Genomic DNA, 18,203 nt, shown 5'->3' on the forward strand with positions numbered 1-18,203 from the left:
TGAGCACCACATCGGGGGGATCGCCGTCCACGATCGCGGCAACGGCCAGTTCTGGATTGCCCGGAGCGCCGACCTTGCGGACGATGAGCAGGTCGAGAGGCGCCCCAAGGGCCTTGGCCACCTCCACGGCGACAGGAACGCCGCCGCGCGGCAGCGCCAGCACAACAGGCTGGCGCAATTGAAGCTTGCCCAGTTCGATGCCGAGCTTCTCTCCAGCTTCCTGCCTGTCGCGGAACATCGGTCAATCCGCCGGCCAGAGTTGACGAAGCGACTTCTTCATAGAATTTCTTACCTGCACGATCTCGCCATGCGATATATGGCGCTCGAGGAGCTTGAACACTGCATTGATCGCGGTGTTGAAATCGACTTCGTCATCGTAACCGAAGCTCGTTCTGACGCTGATGACGAAGTCGTGCTTCTTTCGCTCACAAACGGTTGTTGCCGAAGGGTTCCAACCTTCGAAATAGATGCCGCGAACCAGAACAGGCAATTGCGCCGAAAGGTCGGCCATTTCCGCTGGCGACAACCAATCTCGTAGCGTGTGCAGAACGGATTTCAGGAGGCGGAATGCGCTGGGCTCGCTCCAGCAGAGATCTTTGGCAAGCTCGTTTACCCAATGCTGTGCCTGCTGAGCAGCGTGAGTGAAGCCGGCAAAGGAGGTATGAGACATGTGGGTCATGACGTGCTCCTGAAGATTTCGGCTTCATTTTCGATCGTCGAGAGCGTTTGAGCATTGAGCCGGATCAATTTGTTTCCTCAGCGGGCCGATTGGCCGAGGGGTACGATCGAGCTGCTTTCCTGACCAGTGGATTGTGATCAGTGAATTGATTGCAGGTACCGTCGCCTCAGCTCCGCCACCTTGGTCACCCAGACGTTAGCGGAGGACGACGGCCCCTCTTGCCAGGTGTCGTCGGTGTGGTGGTCTATCGCTTCGCGAATCCGCGTTTGTCGCGGTTCATCGCGCCCGCTTCACCAAAGTTCGGCTCAACCTGCCAAGAACTGCATCTATGCGCGTGTAAGCAAGATCCACTTTGATCCACGTCAACAGGCGTGCGTGCGATCGCGTGTTTCACTCAGTTCGAGATAAGCCGATGGAACGATCCGGCCCGGAGAACCGAGCGTGTCACGCCGCCGAAGGCCAGTTCCCGCATACGGCTGTGGCCATAGCCGCCCAAGACAATGAGATCGGCCACCATCTGTTGCCCCATCTGAAGAAGAATTTCTGCCGGATCGTCATGACGCGCGTCCATAACCTCGGCTCGCGCAACGACGCCATGCATTGCCAGAAACTGCGTCACGTCGGCCGCGCTCTCCCTGGCGCATCCCAATTTGCCCCCGTCAGCGATGGCGACGACAACGTCCCTTGCATTGACGAGGAACGGCATAGCGTCAATTACGGCGCGCCGCACCTCGCGAGTGTCATTCCACGCAATCAGAACGCTTTCGGCCCTGATCGGAGCGAGCGTTTCCGATGCGACAAGAATCGGACGGCCAGCTGAAAGGATCAGGCTGCCTAGGTCTACGGCGCGGTGACGGTCGACTATGAAATCCGACTTTGGAGACCCCGTAACAATCAGGTCCGCGGCGCGTGCGTTGAGCGTAAGTTGCTGGGTCGGATTGCCGATTTCGCACCGCCACGAGACGCGATTGCTGCCGTTGACGGTACTTAGGAATTCTTCTTTCAAGCAATTCAGGCGGCCCTCTATTTCTTCCACCTGACACCATATCGCCTGCGCGGCAGCTCCATCGTCGGTGCCCGTCGGCATGACGAAATGCGCCTCGGCCGCACAGAAGCCGATCAGATCGGCTTCATGCCGTTGAGCAAGATCCCATGCGAACGAAATACGTGGAGCAGCGATGGCGTCCACGTCGAGCTGAACCATGATCGTCTTGAAAGCCATCGCTCCAGTTCCTTCTCGACTGGCGCGAGAACACCACGAGAAAGGATCAAGGGCCTTGATGCACGTCAAAAGCGGAAAAGTCGGACGGCGCTGATCGTTGCCATGCTTTCGTCAAAGGACACGCGCGTCGTTGATCTCGATCAACGACGCGTCGAAGACGGTGGTTAGTATTGTTCGGCTTACCTCCCGAGCAGCAGTTCACAGTGGAGCAACATTCATGCAGATCCAATCTGAGCCGTCACAATTCGCCTTAAAGCCTTTGCCGATGGCAACAAACGGCCACAAGCTGATCCTTGCGGCGGCGGGCTTTCAGGCTCATGCTTTCAAGGCAATGGTGCGCTTCCAAATCGAGACGCTTTCCTTCCTGAAACATCGCTGCGAGCAGGACGTCAAACTCGTCGATGATCTCGTTGCCGGCAACGAATTCAACGACGCCTTTGATGTGCTCAGCAACTTCTTTCAGAACGCGACCTCAGACTACGCGATCGAAGCCGGCAAGGTCGCCTCGATCGGCTCTAATCTTGCTTCGGAAACCGCGAGGCGCATTCGCAGGGAAGCTGAGACCACGATCGAGGATATGGCAGCAAGCACGGCAGCCTGACCGACCTTGATGGAAATCAAAGCGATGGACACCCGGCCGCAAAGGCATTCTCGATGAGCTTGAGGTTCGTCACTTGTCTTTCGGCGTATTCTGCGCGTGCGACAATTTTCGCTGTGGCGCTTGGCCTGTCCACCGTGCTGGCGAGCGCCGATCCGATATCGCACGGAAAAGCGCTGGTCGAACTCAATTGCGCGCGATGCCATGCGGTTGGGAAAACAGACAGGAGCAGCCATCCCGACGCACCCGCATTCCGCATTCTTTCACAGCGCTATCCGCTCACCGATCTGGAAGAGGCACTCGCCGAAGGCATTTCGACCGGCCATCCGGACATGCCTGAGTGGGTTGCGAGCCCCGATCAGATCGAGGCAATCATCGCTTATATCGGGAGCTTGCAGCAACCATGACCGGTGCCATGGATAACGCAGGCAGTCGGCGCAACCCCTAGGCGCTAAGGGCGCGCCTGGAATTGATCTCACGCAATCAGACCAATGACACCGTGTGCGAGTGCTATGGATCGTAGGATTCAAGCAATGTTTGACGCGCATCAAGGCGTCGGGCGATGGCAAATGCAATTCATCACGCATTCCATCGTTCCAGCGAAAGGCCTTGCATGTCCTACAAGTCAATTATCGTGAACCTCGCCGTGGATGCACATCCTGCAGCCATAGTGAAGGTCGGGGTCGAGCTTGCGGAAAGGTTTGGAGCCCATCTTATCGGCCTGGCGGCTGCGGATGTCCCGCCGCTGGTCGCGACAGGCGACGGCATGGTCTACGAAGGCGAGATCATGCAAATCCAGCGCACGGAAATCGAAAAGCGGCTTGCCGAACTGCGCGCCGAATTCGAACGGCTGGTTCCGGCTTCGATCGGGAGCGCATGGGGGCAGGACGTGTGCAGTCCGACCCGCTTCCTGAGCGTTTCCGCGCGTGCGGCCGACCTTATCGTTATCGGCAGCGAGAAAGGAGAAAATGTCTTTCGCGCGGTGGATGTCGGCAGCCTTGCACTCGGTGCCGGCCGGCCGGTCCTGGTGGTGGCAAACAATGTCGAACACGTCATGGCAAAAACCGTGCTGATTGCCTGGAAGGACACCAGGGAGGCGCGGCGGGCGGTAGCAGATGCATTGCCTTTTTTAGCCAAGGCCAACGAAGTCGTCGTCGCCACAGTCGGTACTGACCGCCACGAAAGCATTCGTGTCAGCCTCGCCGATATCGCAGTCTTTCTCGAACACCATGGCATCATGGCGCGCACCGAACTGATTACCGGCGAGGCTGACGGCGATCATCTGTTGACATTCGCGCGCTCGATCCATGCAGACCTGATCGTTTCCGGAGCATATGGCCACAGCCGACTCCGGGAATGGGCGTTCGGCGGTATCACGCGTACGCTGATCGAGGAGGACAGCATCAATCGCTTCATGTCGTATTGATGCGCTGTCGTATCGTGGGCGGCGTAATTGACCAGTCTGTGCAGCGGGCCCGGACGACGGTCAAAGGGACCACAATGCAACCCAGTCCGGCACCAATAGGCGCTGTCAGCGAAAGCGCCTACTGGTCAGTTGAGACCGGCGAACTCTTGCGGCGCCTGGAGACATCGTCCTCGGGGCTTGCCGCCTCCGAGGCGGCATCGAGGCTTGCAAAATTCGGCCGAAATATGCCGGCGTCGCGGTCCGGCACGTCGGCTTTTGCCGTGTTTGTCAGACAGTTCCGCAGTCCACTGGTCCTCATCCTCATTTTCGCTGCCATCGTGTCGGTTTTTGTCGGCGAGGGCCAGGAGGCCGCCATCATAGGCGCGATCGTGCTGGCAAGTTGCGTCCTGACCTTCACTCAGGAATACGGCGCTTCGCGTGCGATGGAAGCGCTCAAGCAGCGCACATCCCGCAAGGCTATCGTCCTGCGCGATGGTGTCGAATGCTCGATCGATGCTGAAGACATCGTGCCTGGCGACGTCATCCGGCTTTCGGCTGGAAACCTCATTCCCGCGGATGGTGTCATACTGGATGCGCGCGATTTCAATGTCAGCGAGGCCGTGCTGACCGGTGAGACTTTCCCTGTCGTGAAGTCACCGGGCCGATCAGCGCCTGAGGCTTCGGTAGCCCAGCGCCCCAACGCGGTCTTTACCGGCACCTCGGTCCGCAGCGGCACCGCGAGCATGCTCGCGGCAGAGACCGGTACCCGCACCGAATTCGCTTCCATCGCCGCGGCCCTGGAGCGACGCATCCCCGAAACGGGATTTGCTCGCGGCATCAGACTGTTCGGCTATCTGATGAGTGAGATCATGCTGGCGATTGTCATCCTGGTGTTCTTCGCCAATCTGATGCTGCATCGACCGCTGATCGAGTCGCTGCTGTTTTCACTGGCGCTCGCGGTTGGCCTTACGCCGGAACTTCTTCCGGCCATCATCAGTGTGACCTTGTCTAGTGGCGCCCGGACAATGGCGGCCAACGGGGTCATCGTGCGCCGTCTTGATGCCATCGAGAATCTGGGCAGCATGGACCTGCTCTGCACCGACAAGACCGGAACCCTGACGGAAGGCGTCATCCACCTTGACGGATGGTTCGACGTCGACGGCAATCCGTCGACGGACGTTTTGCACTGGGCACGTCTCAATGCAACGCTGCAGACGGGGCTGAAGAACCCTTTGGACGAGGCAATAGCGGGTGCTCAAGGCGAGGGCGCCACGTCGAACCTATTCACGAAGGTCGACGAGATTCCCTACGATTTTGTCCGTAAGCGGCTATCCGTTGCTGTAAGAACCAAGGAAGCCGAAGACCTTCTGATCACCAAGGGTGCTGTCCAGAACGTCCTCGAAGTCTGCGGGTTCGTGCGAACGGCAAATAGGCTGGAACCCCTGGATGACGCGCATCGCGCCGCGATCGACGACAAATTCCGGCGCTGGAGTGCTGATGGCTATCGTGTCCTGGGTTTGGCAATCCGGCGTTTCGAAAGCCGCAACGCCTTTGTCAGGGAGGACGAGACGGATCTCGCCTTCGCCGGCTTCCTGCTTTTCCTCGACCCGCCGAAGCAGGGCGTCAGGGAGACGCTGGCGGCGCTCGCCCACCGCGGCATCGCCGTGAAGGTCATTTCTGGCGACAATCGCTACGTTGCCGCCCATCTAGCCGAGGCGGTGGGTCTTCGCGCCGACAGGATCATGACCGGCGAGGACCTGTCGAAGCTGACGAAGAGCGCACTCTTTGCACGTGCCGGCCACACCGATCTCTTCGTCGAGATCGATCCAAACCAGAAAGAGCGCATCGTTCAGGCCTTGCGAAGCCGCGGCCATGTCGTCGGTTATCTTGGCGACGGCATCAATGATGCGCCCGCCCTCCACGAAGCCGACATCGGGATCTCCGTCGACACCGCCGTCGACGTCGCCCGCGAGGCCGCCGACATCATCCTTCTCAAACGGGATCTGGGCGTCCTGGTGCGCGGCGTCGACGACGGCCGCAAGACATTCGCCAACACGATGAAATACATCTCCATCACCACAAGCGCCAATTTCGGCAACATGATCAGCATGGCCGTCGCCTCGCTGTTCCTGCCTTTCCTGCCGCTCTTGGCAAAGCAGATCCTGCTCAACAATTTCCTTTCCGACGTTCCCTCGCTCGCCATCGCAAGCGACAATGTCGACCCAGACCAACTACGCCGGCCGCGTCGCTGGGACATCCGTTTCGTGCGGCGGTTCATGGTCAGCTTTGGCCTGGTCAGCTCGCTGTTCGATTTCGCGACCTTCGCCTTCCTGCTGCTCTTCGCGCACGCCACCGCCGCCACGTTCCAAACTGCGTGGTTTACCGAATCGCTGCTGACCGAACTCGCCATCGTGCTCATCGTGCGCACGCACAAAGCCTTCTGGATGAGCCACCCAAGCCGGCTGCTTGCCTGGCTTACGTTGGCCGTCGCGGTTGTCGCAATCGTCATTCCCTACATGCCCTTCGCCGCGTGGTTCGGCTTTGTGCCGCTGCCCCTCCCGATACTTGCCGGGCTCCTCGCAATCACCGCGCTCTACCTAATGGCTTCAGAGGCAACCAAGCGCTGGTTCTTCGGACATGAAAGCCACCAGTCGCATCGACGGCGGGCGGGGTGGATCATCGACAGAGGAAACGCGTCTCATTCAGCCTACCTGCAATAATTGCTGCATGATGGTGGCTTGCGCGACGAGAGAATTGCGGGCCTCTGCGAGGCCGCGGCGCGCCTCAGCTACGAGCGAGCCGCGCTGAATGATCGGAAACGAAGCCTATCTTCCACATGGCCGATAGCCTCGCGATAGCCGCATCAATCGCTATGAAACCAAAATAACGGACAGCGGCCCGACGCAGAAGAGGTTATCCTTCACGGCTTTGACGCCGGCGACGTTTTCGGCTGCGACAACAGCTGCCTGGCGCTCGCGTTCGTCGAAGATGGCGCCGCTCAATTCTGCGACGCCTTTGTCCACTGTGACGTTGATCGTCTCGGTGCCGGCCCATTTTTGAGCCGCAAGTTCGGCAGCGATGTTCTGGCGGATCTTTTCGTCGCTGACGGTTGGCGCGCCTGATACCGGGAAGATGCGAAGCAATGCACGGACAAGATCGGAGCGGGTGATGATGCCGACAACCTTCCCGCCGTCAACGACCGGGATGCGCTTGACGTGGTGTCGTGCCATCAGTTCGACGACCTCGGCGAGCGACGCGTTGCCAGATACTGTGACGACCTCGTCCGACATCACTTCCTCGACCCGCCGTCCGTTGGCGTGGACATATTCATCGGCGGCTCTTCCAGGGCTGACAAGGAACTCTAGCCAGCGCGAGCGCTTGCGTTGCGTGCCCAGTTCTCCTCGGCGCAGAAAATCGCCCTCGCTGATGATACCCACCAGCGTCCCGTCGTTGCGAATGACGGGCAGGCCACTGATTTTCTTGGAGAGCATCAACCCTGCCGCATCGGCGATCGACGCCGTCGGCTCTATACCGATAACCGGTGCGGTCATTATGGCTTCGGCTTGCATGCCTACCTCCTCTTAGTATCCGGCTGGTTATCGAGGTCTTGTCCGCGCCGTGCCTTGATCTGAATCATTTTCCGGGGATCAGCAACGTCGACGCTGCGAGAGGCGCATTGCCGCCGGCCAAGATTGATTTGTCATAGATCAAGACGCTCGGGTTAACGCCGAGATAGAGCGGGCCATCAAAACGAGGTAGCTCTCATGACTGATGTTGCCAACGAGCCGGCAGGATACACCAGAACGCAGATCCTGCTGCATTGGGCGATCGCTGCGCTGGTTGTCCTGCAGCTCGTAATCGGTGAGGACATCAAGCCGGCCTATCGGGCGCTCTCGCGCGGCACCGAGCCGGCAGCCGCTGACATGTTCAATGCAAATGTTCACGTGTATGCCGGCTTGGCCGTTCTGGTGCTGGCGATCTGGCGCCTTGCCCTCCGGCTGCAACGCGGCATCCCGGTTGCGCCGTCGGAAGAACGCGTGCTGTTGAAGCGGATCGCTGCCGCGACCCACTCCCTGCTTTATCTCTTCATTTTCGGTATGCCTATTACAGGAGCGTTAGCCTGGTTCCTCAACCTGGACGCCATGGGCGAGATACATGAACTCGCCAAGCCGGTTATCATCGTCGTCGTCACCCTCCATGCCGCGGCCGCCCTTTGGCAGCATTTCTACCTGAAATCGGACGTGCTCGTCAGGATGTTGCGGCCGGCCGCACGGCGTATGTCGTGACGCGATGAGCCCGCCTACGTCGTGAAAACCATCTCGTATCACGCGTTGGCTGGTTGCGAGCCGCCGTGCTCGAGCGGCGGCAGGCCAGGCGACTGAGGGAGCTGCGCAAGCTCAGGCAATCTTTGTCCCGGAAAGCAATATTCCGAACTCCTGGGGAGGACGGGTTGGGAGAGCGATCCTCTCGTCATTGGGACCGCAGGAAATCGCAGATTCAGCGGAGTCTGGCGCGCCCGATTGCTCCTGGCGATGCGAGGCTCGTTTCCGTCTTATCTTCGCAGACTGGGTTCGAAGTCAGCGGCGGCGAGCGGCAACGAGCCACGCACGCGAGTCGAACCAAACGCCGCGACCGGTCTCGTGCGCCATGAGAGTTTCGCGCAAAGCAGCGAGCGAGCGCTCCCGATCGGCCGGTGCCATTTGCCGCAATGCCTCGTTCGTGGACGAAAACCTGCACACCCAATCGAGCGCCGCTGCGACGTGTGCTCCGTAGTAGACCGGCTCCCGCACGTCGGTGAGAGTGATGTCGGCCAAGCCTGAGGCATTGAGGATTCGCTCAATGGTGCTCGGATTGGCAAGCGAGAACGCATCTGGCACTGCCGGCGACGCAGCAGGCACAGCCACGTCTATCGCTAGTGCCCGCTGGATCGACACTTCCCACTCGTTCCGGTCGGCCTCTTGCCACACCATCATCACTAGACGCCCGCTGTGCCGCAATGAGCGCACGAGATTGGCAAACGCAGCCAGGATCGGCGAAGAACATGGTCCCGAATCGGCTGTTCACCAAGTCGAATTCCTCTGGCTGGAACTGGTGAACTGAGGCGTCAGCGCGCACGAAAGCTACGTTGCGGAGTCCTTCCGCTTCGGCGAGTTCCTGCGCTCGCCCGATCATCGACGCGGAGATGTCTACGCCCAGCGCGCTACCAGCCTCTGCCAAGCGTGCGGCGTCGCGCGTAGTCTGTCCGGCTCCGCACCCAACATCAAGGACGTGGTCGCGAGGACGAATGTCCCAGGCGCGATGCAGCACCTCATTGTGGCGCTGAAGTTCGCTGTCGTAATCAACGCGGGCTAGGGTCGCCATGCTTTCAGTCGTTAACTCAGAAATGAGAGATCAGCAAAGCCGTAGCACATCGCGAGCTTGTTTCGATCATCTCGGCCTCGACCATCCCGTGGTGCGCAAACGATCTCATTCATGGTGCCATTATAGCAATTTTCCCCAAGCCCTGGACACCGCAACGCTGCAAGTTGTGGCGACAATGTTCCGGCGCCGACACGGGCTTCCGTCGCAAAATTCCACAAGGCAGCGCCTTCGGCCGGCGGGGCTGCGCTGGCAGTTTAGTTCGTCTACTTGGAAACGAAAGGCAGGATGACGATGACGATTTCTCCGTTTCTCACCGCTCTCGGATCCGAAGGTCCCCCAGCCGACCGAGCGAAAGACATGGACCTGTATGGATGGTTAATTGGAAGCTGGGAAATGGATTCCGTCCACTACCTCGACGGCGGCACAATCCAGAAATGGGATGGAGAATGCCATTTCGGCTGGGTGCTCGAAGGCCGCGCGATTCAGGACGTTTGGATCAGGCCCAAGCGCCCTGCACCGTCGAAGATGTATGGCACGACTTTGCGCATCTTCGATCCTGGGATCGATGGCTGGCACATCATATGGAATGATCCGCTCAACCGAGATCACTCGCGCCAGATCGGGCGGGCCGAGGGTAAGGACATTGTCCAGCTCGGCAATGACTCGCGCGGTCTGCAAACTCGATGGCGTTTCACTGAGATCACTGCCAACAGCTTCCATTGGATCGGCGAGGAAAGATCTGCCGAGAGCGACCCTTGGCAAGTGACGTATGAACATTTAGCCCGCCGAACAAAACCCTGAAGCTAGGTCAAGAGCTAACTAATTTTCGGTTTTTTGCCAGGTGGTCCGAACCAAGTGTGCATCACGTCTCCGAGGAGCGTGAGGCGTTGTTACCATTGCCATGTGTATGCGGCACATGCCAGTTACACCGTAGTGACAAGTTCTGCCCGTTTTAAGGGCAACCATGCTACAGAAAACATCACAAAAGCACATATCGCCACATTCCTGATCAGCCCGAGTCAAGGGCGGTGGCGCCTGATCTGGCGCACACCGACTGCGATCAGGGGACTGTGACTAACAACCGCTGAACTTATTGGCGTTGCCGGCAAACTGCTCAAAACCACAGAATCGAGGAACTCGACATGACACCCAGCCAGATCGACCTCGTGCAGTCCTCCTTTGTCAAGGTCGCCCCGATCGCCGAGACAGCTGCCAGCCTGTTCTACGAAAGGCTTTTCGAGATCGCGCCCGAAGTGAAACCTCTGTTCAATCGCGATATGAAGGAACAAGGTCGTAAGTTGATGGCCACCCTGGGCTTGGTCATCAACGGGTTGAAGAACCTTGACGCGATCTTGCCCGCTGCCAAGTCGCTCGCCGCCAAGCATGTATCGTACGGAGTGAGGGCGGAGCACTATCAGCCCGTTGGCGATGCGCTGATCTGGACGCTGGAAAAGGGTCTCGGCTCAGCTTTCACGTCCGAGGTTCGCGATGCCTGGCTTGCCGCCTACGCGACACTGTCGGGCGCCATGATTGCCGAAGCTTATGGCAAGGCGGCAGCTTGAGCCGGTCCTTGGGCGACGCCCAGCGAGCCTAGGAGAGATACGAACAATCACAGATCCGCCGTTGCCTCGGCGGGCAGCGAGGGGTGAGATGTCCTTAACCAGCATTTTCCGCGGCTACGGCGGGGTACTCTCCGACCATATCGGCGCGCGCACCGTGCCCTGCTGGACGTTTGCGGTCTCGGCAGTCGCGACCGCCATCCTGCATCTGCCTGCGGCCGACTACGTCGTGCACGGCTTTTCTGGGCCAATCGCCTTCCATTTCGCCATCGGGCCCGTCGCCTTCAGCGCCGTTGTCTCGGTGCTCGGCTTCTTCATGAGCCTCGATAAGGCGGCGGTCTATGAGCACATCCCTGCATATTACCCGGCCAATGTCGGCGCGGTCGGTGGGCTGGTCGGCATGATCGGCGGCTTCATCCTGCCGATTGCATTCGGCGCACTCAACGACCTCACCGGCCTATGGTCGAGCTGCTTCATGGGGCTCTTCGCCATCGTAGGCGTCGCCTTCCAGTGGATGCGCCTTGCCATCCGCCGGATGGGGCGCGCCGCTCGAGGCGACGCCAAAGCCCTCTCCCACGCCGCACAATGAGCCACGGAGCGCGCGAGCACATGAGCGAGAAACTCGTCATCATCGGCAACGGCATGGCGCCGGGCCGAATGCTCGAGCACCTGTTCGAGCAAGCGCCCGGCCGCTACCAGGTCACCATCTTCAACGCCGAGCCCAGAGTGAACTACGACCGCATCATGCTGTCGCCCGTGCTCTCCGGCGAGAAGAGCTTTGAGGAAATCGTCATCCACTGCGACGGCTGGTACACCAAGAACGGCGTCACGCTCTACAAGGGCCACAGGATCGTCGCCATCGACCGGGCAGCGAAGACGGTGACCTCTGACCGCTGCGTGACCGAACCCTATGACAGGCTGGTCATCGCCACCGGGTCGGTGCCGTTTATCATTCCGGTGCCCGGCAGCAGCCTGCCCGGCGTGTTCACCTACCGCGATCTCGATGACGTCAATGCCATGCTGCTCGCCGCGCAGTCGCGGGCGAAGGCGGTGGTGATCGGCGGCGGCCTGCTCGGCCTCGAAGCTGCCGCCGGGCTCAACGCGCGGGGGATGGACGTAACAGTCCTTCATGTCATGCCGACCCTGATGGAGCGGCAGCTCGATCCGGCCGCCGGCTACCTCCTGCAGACGGCTGTGGAGGAGCGCGGCATCAAGGTTATGACCCAGGCCAACACAATGGCCATTGTCGGCGACGGCCAGGTCGAAGGGGTCGAGCTCGCCGACGGCACAGTGGTCCCGGCTACGCTGGTGGTCATGGCCGTCGGCATCAGGCCAAGTGCAGGGCTCGCCAAGGAGGCGGGCATCGCCGTCAACCGCGGCATCGTCGTCGATGCCGGCATGCGCACATCGGACGCCAGCATCTTTGCTCTCGGCGAATGCGCCGAAGTGAACGGCCAGGTCTACGGGCTGGTGGCGCCGCTCTACGAGATGGCGCGGGTCGCCGCACGCCAACTGTCTGGCGACGAGAGCGCCGCCTTCGTCCACAGTGATACGCCGACCAAGCTCAAGGTCACGGGCATCGAGCTGTTTTCTCTCGGCGACTTCGCCGACGGGCAGGACCGCCAGGAGCTCGTGCTGCGCGATGCCGCGGGCGGCGTCTACAAGCGGCTGGTGCTGAAGGACGACCGCATCATCGGCACCGTGTTGTTCGGCGAGACCGCCGATGGCGCCTGGTTCAACGATCTGAAGAAACGACGGGTCGACATCTCGGAGCTGCGCGACAACCTGATCTTCGGCCAGGCCTATCAGGGAGCCTTGCCGGATGATGCGCAGATCTGCGGCTGCAACGGCCTGTTCATAGCACTCGATGCACTGGCGGCAAGGGCTGCGTGAGAGATGAACGAAGCGCGCATGGTGAAGACTACCTGCCCCTATTGCGGGGTGGGTTGCGGCGTGCTGGCCGAGGTCGGCGCGGACGGCAGCGTCAGCGTCCGCGGCGACCCGAACCACCCCGCAAACTTCGGCCGGCTGTGTTCCAAGGGATCGGCGCTCGCCGAGACCATCGGCCTCGAAGGCCGGCTGCTCCATCCCGAGATCGGCGCACGCGGAGCCAGCTGGGACGAGGCGCTCGACCTTGTCGCCCAAAGATTCTCGACGGTGCTCGCCGAGCACGGGCCGGAGTCGGTCGCGTTCTACGTGTCGGGTCAGCTGCTCACGGAGGACTATTACCTCGCCAACAAGCTGATGAAGGGCTTCATCGGGACGGCCAATATCGACACCAATTCGCGGCTCTGCATGGCATCTTCGGTCGCCGGGCATCGCCGTGCCTTCGGCGCCGACATCGTGCCAGGCACTTATGAAGATCTTGAGCTTGCCGATCTCGTGGTCCTGGTCGGGTCAAACCTCGCCTGGTGCCATCCCGTTCTCTACCAGCGCATCGTCGCCGCCAAGGAAAAGCGGCCCGAAATGAAGCTCGTGGTGATCGATCCGCGCCGTACGATGACGTCGGACATCGCCGACCTGCACCTGGCAATCCGGCCGGACGGAGACGTCGCGCTGTTCGCCGGCCTGCTCGCCTGGCTGGCTCGGAGCGGGTTGCTGGATCGAGACTTCATCGCCGCGCACACCAGCGGGCTCGAGGACGCGCGGGCTGCCGCGGAAGAGCTGTCGCCGGCCGACACTGCGGCTGTCACCGGGCTGACCGAGGCCGAGTTGCGGGCGTTCTACGAACTGTTCGCGCACACCGAGAGAACGGTCACCGTCTTCAGCCAGGGCGTGAACCAATCGATCTCGGGCACCGACAAGGTCAACGCCATCATCAACTGCCACCTTGCGACGGGGCGGATCGGCAGGCCGGGCATGGGACCGTTCTCGGTGACAGGCCAGCCCAACGCCATGGGCGGGCGCGAGGTCGGCGGTCTCGCCAATATGCTCGCAGCCCACATGGAGATCGGGAATGGAGCGCATCGCGAGCGGGTCCAGCGCTTCTGGAACGCGCCGACGATTGCGGCACGGCCGGGGCTGAAGGCCGTTGACATGTTCCGCGCCGTGGCTGACGGGCGCATCAAGGCGCTGTGGATCATGGCGACCAACCCGGTCGATTCCATGCCCGATGCGGACCGGGTTCGGGAGGCGATTGCGGCGTGCCCGTTCGTCGTCGTTTCAGACATTTCGGCCGAGACCGACACGATCCGCCATGCGCATGTGAAACTGCCGGCCGCCGGCTGGGGCGAGAAGGACGGCACGGTGACCAACTCTGAGAGGCGGATCTCCCGCCAGCGCCCTTTTCTCGACGCCCCTGGCGAAGCGCGGCCGGACTGGTGGATCATCTGCGAGGTCGCCAAGCGCATGGGTTTTCGCGCGGCGTTCGCCTACGCTTCCGCGGCCGAGATATTCGCGGAACACGCGGCGCTGTCCGGGTTCGAGAATGACGGCGAGCGCGGATTTGATATCGGTGCCTATGGCGGGATCAACGAAGCTTCCTACGAAGAGATGGAACCGTTCCAGTGGCCGGTGCGGGCGGATGAGATCGAAGTGGCGCTCTCACCCGACACCCCCTTTTCGGCTGCCGCCCGTCGCGGCGAAATGTCCGGCAGGACAAAGGGGGGTGCCTTACGCTTCTTCGCCGACGGCAGGTTCTTCACGGCAGACCACAAGGCGCGGTTTATTGCCGTGCGTCCAACCCCGCAGCGCGAGACAGACGCCGAGTTTCCGCTCATCCTCAACACCGGGCGCGTGCGCGATCACTGGCACACCATGACCCGCACGGGAAAGAGCCCGCGCCTGTCGCAGCATAGCGCCGAGCCCTTCGTCGAGCTCAATCCGGAAGACGCGGCGAGGTTCGGCATTGGCGATGCCGACATCGTCAGGCTGGCCAGCCGTCACGGGGAGATGCTGGCGAGGGCGCTGCTGACGGAGCGCCAGCGGCGAGGGTCGGCGTTCGTACCAATGCACTGGACGGACGAGTTTTCGGCCAGGGCGCGCGTCGATGCCCTCGTGGCACCGGTCACGGACCCCATCTCGGGTCAGCCCGCTTCGAAGACCATGCCGGTGCGGGCGGAGCGCTTCGCGGCAAGGATGTTTGGCTTCGCAGTGCTACGCGCGAAGCCAGGCTTGATCGATGCCGATTACTGGGGTCTCGCGCGATGCCGAGGCGGCTGGCGCCTGGAGCTCGCGTGGGCGGCCGAGCACGAGGACTGGCAGGTCTTTGCGCGGTCGCTGCTCGGCAATGAGCCGACAGCCGACTTGCTTGCCTACCATGACGCCGCGAACGGTCGACACCGCTTCGTCTCGATCACCTGCGGCAGACTCGCGGGCGCACTCTACTTGGCGCGCGCACCCCTCGCAGTCTTTCGTAACTGGCTGGTGGAGCAACTCGCGGACGACCAAGCGCACTCCCGCCTCGCCTTGCTCGCGGGCCGCCCCGGCAAGGGCCAGGCGGACCACGGCGCCATCGTGTGCTCCTGCTTCGGCGTGGGCGCCAGCCAGATCGCCGCTGCCGTCGGCGACGGCTGCGCGACCGTCGAGGCGATCGGCGCAACACTGCAGGCCGGCACCAATTGCGGCTCCTGCTGCGCCGAGATCAACACGATCATCGCGGCCAACCGGCTCGCGGCGGCGGAGTAGCCCAACCTTCGCATGGATGATCGAATGTGATGAGTCTCGCGGCGGCCGCTGCGCTGCCGCCGCATGACAGCGGCCGCGACGACTTCATCCCGACTATCAAGAGCGAGATGCTCCTCTTCGCCTCCACGACACACGGCACACGGCCAGCGCGCGACTCGTGCGAGCAACTGGTAACTTGAAGGCGGATCAGCAACTGCTGGGTCACACGGACATCGCCACGACAGCGCGGTACGCATATGTAACAAAGAAGGACCTGCGCGCTGGAATGGAAGCAGCAAGTCCCACAAGAAATCCCACATGACGAGAGCCGCAGTGCTGGAAGGGCCGAGAAATACAACGAAAACCGGCCCTTGGAACCGGTGCTGTGTCTTAACGCTCTGGCTCCCAAACCAGATGCGCTACCAGGCTGCGCTACACTCCGAGCCTTGCGGCGTATCAGGTTCCGGGCCTTGCCGCGCAACCCCTTAACGAGGAAAACGCAACAAACCGCTGCGGCGGGCGCGCGGCGGCGGTTGGCACGGCGCGGCCGTGCAGGTCGAACCGTCGGCCTTGCCGCCAGCGCCATTGCACAGTAATGACGGGTTAGTGCACGGCCCCGAAAGCTGGTAACAGGGTTTCGGAGCCGATTTACAAGTGCCTGGAATGCGCATCCCTAGGGATGGTGCGCCAGGGGCAGCAACGAGGTGGTCATGTCCGCGCGTATTTTCAGCCCAGCCAAAACCGCGATGCAATCCGGCACCGCCAAGACCGGCTATTGGGTGCTGGAATTTGATCCCGAGCAGCGCAAGAAGATCGACCCGCTGATGGGCTATACCACATCCGGCGATATGCGCAGCCAGATCAGGCTGACCTTCGACACCCGCGAAGAGGCGGTGGCCTATGCCGAGAGGGAAGGGCTCGCCTACCGCGTCGAGGAGCCGAAGGAACCCAAGCGCCGGCAGATTTCCTATGCGGAGAATTTCCGCTATGACCGCAGGACGCCCTGGACGCATTGACCGGCAAGACCGGGCAAGCGGCCGGTGCCGACAATCACCGGTCCTTGGTGTCCGGCCCAGCGGTCCCGTAGCTCAGCTGGATAGAGCACCGGCCTTCTAAGCCGATGGTCGCAGGTTCGAATCCTGCCGGGATCGCCAGTCTTTTCAATGACATAGCTCCTGCATGGGAGAGGCGTCGGATGATCTCATGGGCGACGGTCTCATGGGCAACGGGAGCTCGAACAAAGGAGGCAGGCATGGGTGCTATCCCTCCGGCCTATCAACCCAGTAGCAGTTGCGTCCTTACGCGTACTGTCGAAAATGTCTGGCTGGTCTCTGCAGTCTGGCTGAAAAAGGATGCTAGAGAGAAGTTGCGTCCTTACGCGTACTGTCGAAAATGTCTGGCTGGTCTCTGCAGTCTGGCTGAAAAAGGATGCTAGAGAGAAAACCATGCTCAAGTTGAATCAAGACCTCTAGCGGCGCATGAACGACTTCCTCCGGGGATTGCTGTGGGTCGTTCTGGGCAGCGCCATCGGCGGCCCAGCCCGCTACTTCATATCCGGCCTCATCGGCCGGCATATTGGCGAGACGTTTCCCTGGGGCACGGTAGCGGTCAATGTCAGCGGCGCCTTTGTCATTGGGCTGCTCGCCGCCTCCGCAGTAGTCGGAGCGATTTCGCCGATGCCTGCCGCCTGGCAATTCGCCGTCACCGGTTTTCTCGGCAGCTACACCACCGTTTCCTCGTTCAGCCTGCAGACGCTGGCGCTCGTCCGCGACGGCCAGTTTTTGAGCGCCAGCGGCAATGTCGTCCTGTCGCTGCTTTTGTGCCTGTCGGCGGTGGCGCTCGGCTATGCGGCCGGTTCGGCCATGCTGGGTGGAAGCGCATGAAGCAAATGCAGCAAGCGGAACGAACTCGGGCCGACGGACAATCTCTGCCGCCACCGCAAACCAAAGGCCGAAGCAAGGCCTGGTGGTGGGCGATGCCCGAGACCGTGCGGCTCTATCTCCTGGTTTCCGCCGGCTCCGTCATCGGCAGCGTCTTGCGCGCCGTTGCCTCGATCGGCGCGCTTGCCTGGTTCGGCACGGCCTTTCCCTGGGGCACCTTGCTGGTGAATGTCATCGGCTCGTTCGTCATCGGCTTTTATGCGACGCTCACCGGTCCCGACGGGCGCGTCTTTGCCGGAACGCACCAGCGCCAGTTCGTCATGACCGGCATTTGCGGCGGCTTCACCACTTTTTCGATGTTCAGCTTTGAAACGTTCAGCCTCGTCCAGAAAGGCAATTGGCCGATGGCAGGGCTGAACGTCGGCGTCTCGATCACGACCTGGCTCGCTGCGGTGTGGCTCGGCCACATCGTCGCATCGCGTCTCAACCGGTTGGGAGGAACTTGAACCATGCAGATACCAAAACAGGCGGTGCTGCTGCGTATTTTCATCGGCGAGGACGACCGGGACAACGGCCGCCCACTCTATGAATCGATCGTACTCAAGGCCCGCGAAATGCATCTGGCCGGCGCGACGGTGGTGCGTGGCGGCATGGGCTTCGGCCATTCGAGCCGGCTGCACACGACGAAGATCCTGCGGCTTTCGGAGGACCTGCCGCTGGTCGTCGAGATCGTCGACAGCGAAGACAAGATCAATGGCTTTCTGCCGGTGCTCGAAACGATCATGGGCAGCGGCCTGGTGACGCTGGAGAAGGTCCAGGTGCTGCAATATGGGGCCAATCAGAATTGAAGCTGAAGTGGCCGGATTGGAGAAGCCGGGCACTGCGGCCTGGATC

17 protein-coding genes, 1 tRNA gene and 4 pseudogenes are annotated in these 18,203 nt (G+C 61.4%); 16 read left to right on the forward strand and 6 right to left on the reverse strand.

Features of this window, described 5'->3' with window-relative positions; genetic code table 11:
• The 3 genes from EN859_RS30170 to EN859_RS30180 all read right to left on the reverse strand — a co-directional run.
• On the reverse strand, nucleotides 1–238 hold a 238-nt coding region (locus tag EN859_RS30170; RefSeq protein ID WP_281015638.1), incomplete at its 3' end, for a phosphoribosyltransferase family protein.
• A 3-nt stretch (nucleotides 239–241) separates the two neighbouring features.
• A complete protein-coding gene (locus tag EN859_RS30175; RefSeq protein ID WP_127857157.1) occupies nucleotides 242–679 on the reverse strand; it encodes a DUF2267 domain-containing protein in 438 nt (145 codons plus the stop codon).
• Between the two features lie 394 nt (nucleotides 680–1,073).
• Entirely contained in the window at nucleotides 1,074–1,901 is an 828-nt protein-coding gene (locus EN859_RS30180; protein WP_127857156.1) for a universal stress protein, read from the reverse strand.
• A gap of 130 nt (nucleotides 1,902–2,031) precedes the next feature.
• Here EN859_RS30180 and EN859_RS30185 point away from each other — a divergent pair, with 130 nt between their 5' ends.
• The 4 genes from EN859_RS30185 (at nucleotide 2,032) to mgtA (ending at nucleotide 6,624) form a co-directional block, all read left to right on the forward strand.
• Nucleotides 2,032–2,502 carry a phasin family protein gene (locus tag EN859_RS30185; protein WP_245525778.1) on the forward strand — a complete coding sequence of 157 codons (471 nt, stop codon included), beginning with the start codon at nucleotides 2,032–2,034 and terminating at the stop codon, nucleotides 2,500–2,502.
• Nucleotides 2,503–2,555: 53 nt separating this feature from the next.
• Nucleotides 2,556–2,906, forward strand: a complete 351-nt coding sequence (locus tag EN859_RS30190) for a cytochrome c (protein WP_127857155.1) — start codon at nucleotides 2,556–2,558, stop codon at nucleotides 2,904–2,906.
• A 206-nt stretch (nucleotides 2,907–3,112) separates the two neighbouring features.
• Nucleotides 3,113–3,925, forward strand: a complete 813-nt coding sequence (locus tag EN859_RS30195) for a universal stress protein (protein WP_127857154.1) — start codon at nucleotides 3,113–3,115, stop codon at nucleotides 3,923–3,925.
• A 74-nt stretch (nucleotides 3,926–3,999) separates the two neighbouring features.
• Nucleotides 4,000–6,624 (forward strand): magnesium-translocating P-type ATPase, encoded by a 2,625-nt coding sequence (gene mgtA, locus EN859_RS30200; RefSeq protein WP_189502330.1) that lies wholly within the window; start codon nucleotides 4,000–4,002, stop codon nucleotides 6,622–6,624.
• 150 nt (nucleotides 6,625–6,774) lie between these two features.
• On the opposite strand, the gene EN859_RS30205 is transcribed toward mgtA, so the two are convergent.
• A complete protein-coding gene (locus EN859_RS30205; protein WP_127856584.1) occupies nucleotides 6,775–7,473 on the reverse strand; it encodes a CBS domain-containing protein in 699 nt (232 codons plus the stop codon).
• Between the two features lie 195 nt (nucleotides 7,474–7,668).
• On the opposite strand from EN859_RS30205, the gene EN859_RS30210 reads away from it, so the two are divergent.
• Complete coding sequence (locus EN859_RS30210; RefSeq protein ID WP_127856585.1) at nucleotides 7,669–8,190, forward strand: cytochrome b/b6 domain-containing protein; 522 nt, start codon at nucleotides 7,669–7,671, stop codon at nucleotides 8,188–8,190.
• A gap of 291 nt (nucleotides 8,191–8,481) precedes the next feature.
• On the opposite strand, the gene EN859_RS39725 is transcribed toward EN859_RS30210, so the two are convergent.
• Both EN859_RS39725 and EN859_RS39730 read right to left on the reverse strand, forming a co-directional pair.
• Nucleotides 8,482–8,877 (reverse strand): hypothetical protein, encoded by a 396-nt coding sequence (locus EN859_RS39725; RefSeq protein WP_245525786.1) that lies wholly within the window; start codon nucleotides 8,875–8,877, stop codon nucleotides 8,482–8,484.
• Between the two features lie 64 nt (nucleotides 8,878–8,941).
• A pseudogene (locus EN859_RS39730) lies at nucleotides 8,942–9,265 on the reverse strand (class I SAM-dependent methyltransferase); the annotation flags it as partial.
• Nucleotides 9,266–9,550: 285 nt separating this feature from the next.
• On the opposite strand from EN859_RS39730, the gene EN859_RS30220 reads away from it, so the two are divergent.
• The 11 genes and pseudogenes from EN859_RS30220 (at nucleotide 9,551) to EN859_RS30270 (ending at nucleotide 18,157) form a co-directional block, all read left to right on the forward strand.
• Nucleotides 9,551–10,066: a hypothetical protein gene (locus tag EN859_RS30220; protein ID WP_245525779.1), complete on the forward strand. Its 516-nt coding sequence runs from the start codon at nucleotides 9,551–9,553 to the stop codon at nucleotides 10,064–10,066.
• A gap of 341 nt (nucleotides 10,067–10,407) precedes the next feature.
• A complete protein-coding gene (locus EN859_RS30225; RefSeq protein ID WP_127856586.1) occupies nucleotides 10,408–10,827 on the forward strand; it encodes a globin family protein in 420 nt (139 codons plus the stop codon).
• A 100-nt stretch (nucleotides 10,828–10,927) separates the two neighbouring features.
• A pseudogene (locus EN859_RS30230) lies at nucleotides 10,928–11,413 on the forward strand (MFS transporter); the annotation flags it as partial.
• A 20-nt stretch (nucleotides 11,414–11,433) separates the two neighbouring features.
• A pseudogene (locus EN859_RS30235) lies at nucleotides 11,434–12,678 on the forward strand (FAD-dependent oxidoreductase); the annotation flags it as partial.
• 57 nt (nucleotides 12,679–12,735) lie between these two features.
• Nucleotides 12,736–15,450, forward strand: coding sequence for a nitrate reductase (locus tag EN859_RS30240; protein WP_245525780.1), 2,715 nt, complete (start codon nucleotides 12,736–12,738; stop codon nucleotides 15,448–15,450).
• 112 nt (nucleotides 15,451–15,562) lie between these two features.
• Nucleotides 15,563–15,751 (forward strand): annotated as a pseudogene (locus tag EN859_RS30245) (tyrosine-type recombinase/integrase); the annotation flags it as partial.
• Between the two features lie 388 nt (nucleotides 15,752–16,139).
• A complete protein-coding gene (locus tag EN859_RS30250; protein WP_127856588.1) occupies nucleotides 16,140–16,445 on the forward strand; it encodes an ETC complex I subunit in 306 nt (101 codons plus the stop codon).
• Between the two features lie 61 nt (nucleotides 16,446–16,506).
• A tRNA-Arg gene (locus tag EN859_RS30255) sits at nucleotides 16,507–16,583 on the forward strand.
• A 324-nt stretch (nucleotides 16,584–16,907) separates the two neighbouring features.
• On the forward strand, nucleotides 16,908–17,312 hold the full coding sequence (gene crcB / locus EN859_RS30260; RefSeq protein ID WP_127856589.1) for a fluoride efflux transporter CrcB: 405 nt from the start codon (nucleotides 16,908–16,910) through the stop codon (nucleotides 17,310–17,312).
• 92 nt (nucleotides 17,313–17,404) lie between these two features.
• On the forward strand, nucleotides 17,405–17,815 hold the full coding sequence (gene crcB / locus EN859_RS30265) for a fluoride efflux transporter CrcB (RefSeq protein ID WP_127856590.1): 411 nt from the start codon (nucleotides 17,405–17,407) through the stop codon (nucleotides 17,813–17,815).
• A 3-nt stretch (nucleotides 17,816–17,818) separates the two neighbouring features.
• Nucleotides 17,819–18,157 carry a DUF190 domain-containing protein gene (locus tag EN859_RS30270; RefSeq protein ID WP_127856591.1) on the forward strand — a complete coding sequence of 113 codons (339 nt, stop codon included), beginning with the start codon at nucleotides 17,819–17,821 and terminating at the stop codon, nucleotides 18,155–18,157.
• The last annotated feature ends 46 nt before the right edge of the window (nucleotides 18,158–18,203 follow it).

Origin of the sequence: Mesorhizobium sp. M00.F.Ca.ET.216.01.1.1, from assembly GCF_004010325.2 — a bacterium.
GTDB lineage: Bacteria > Pseudomonadota > Alphaproteobacteria > Rhizobiales > Rhizobiaceae > Mesorhizobium.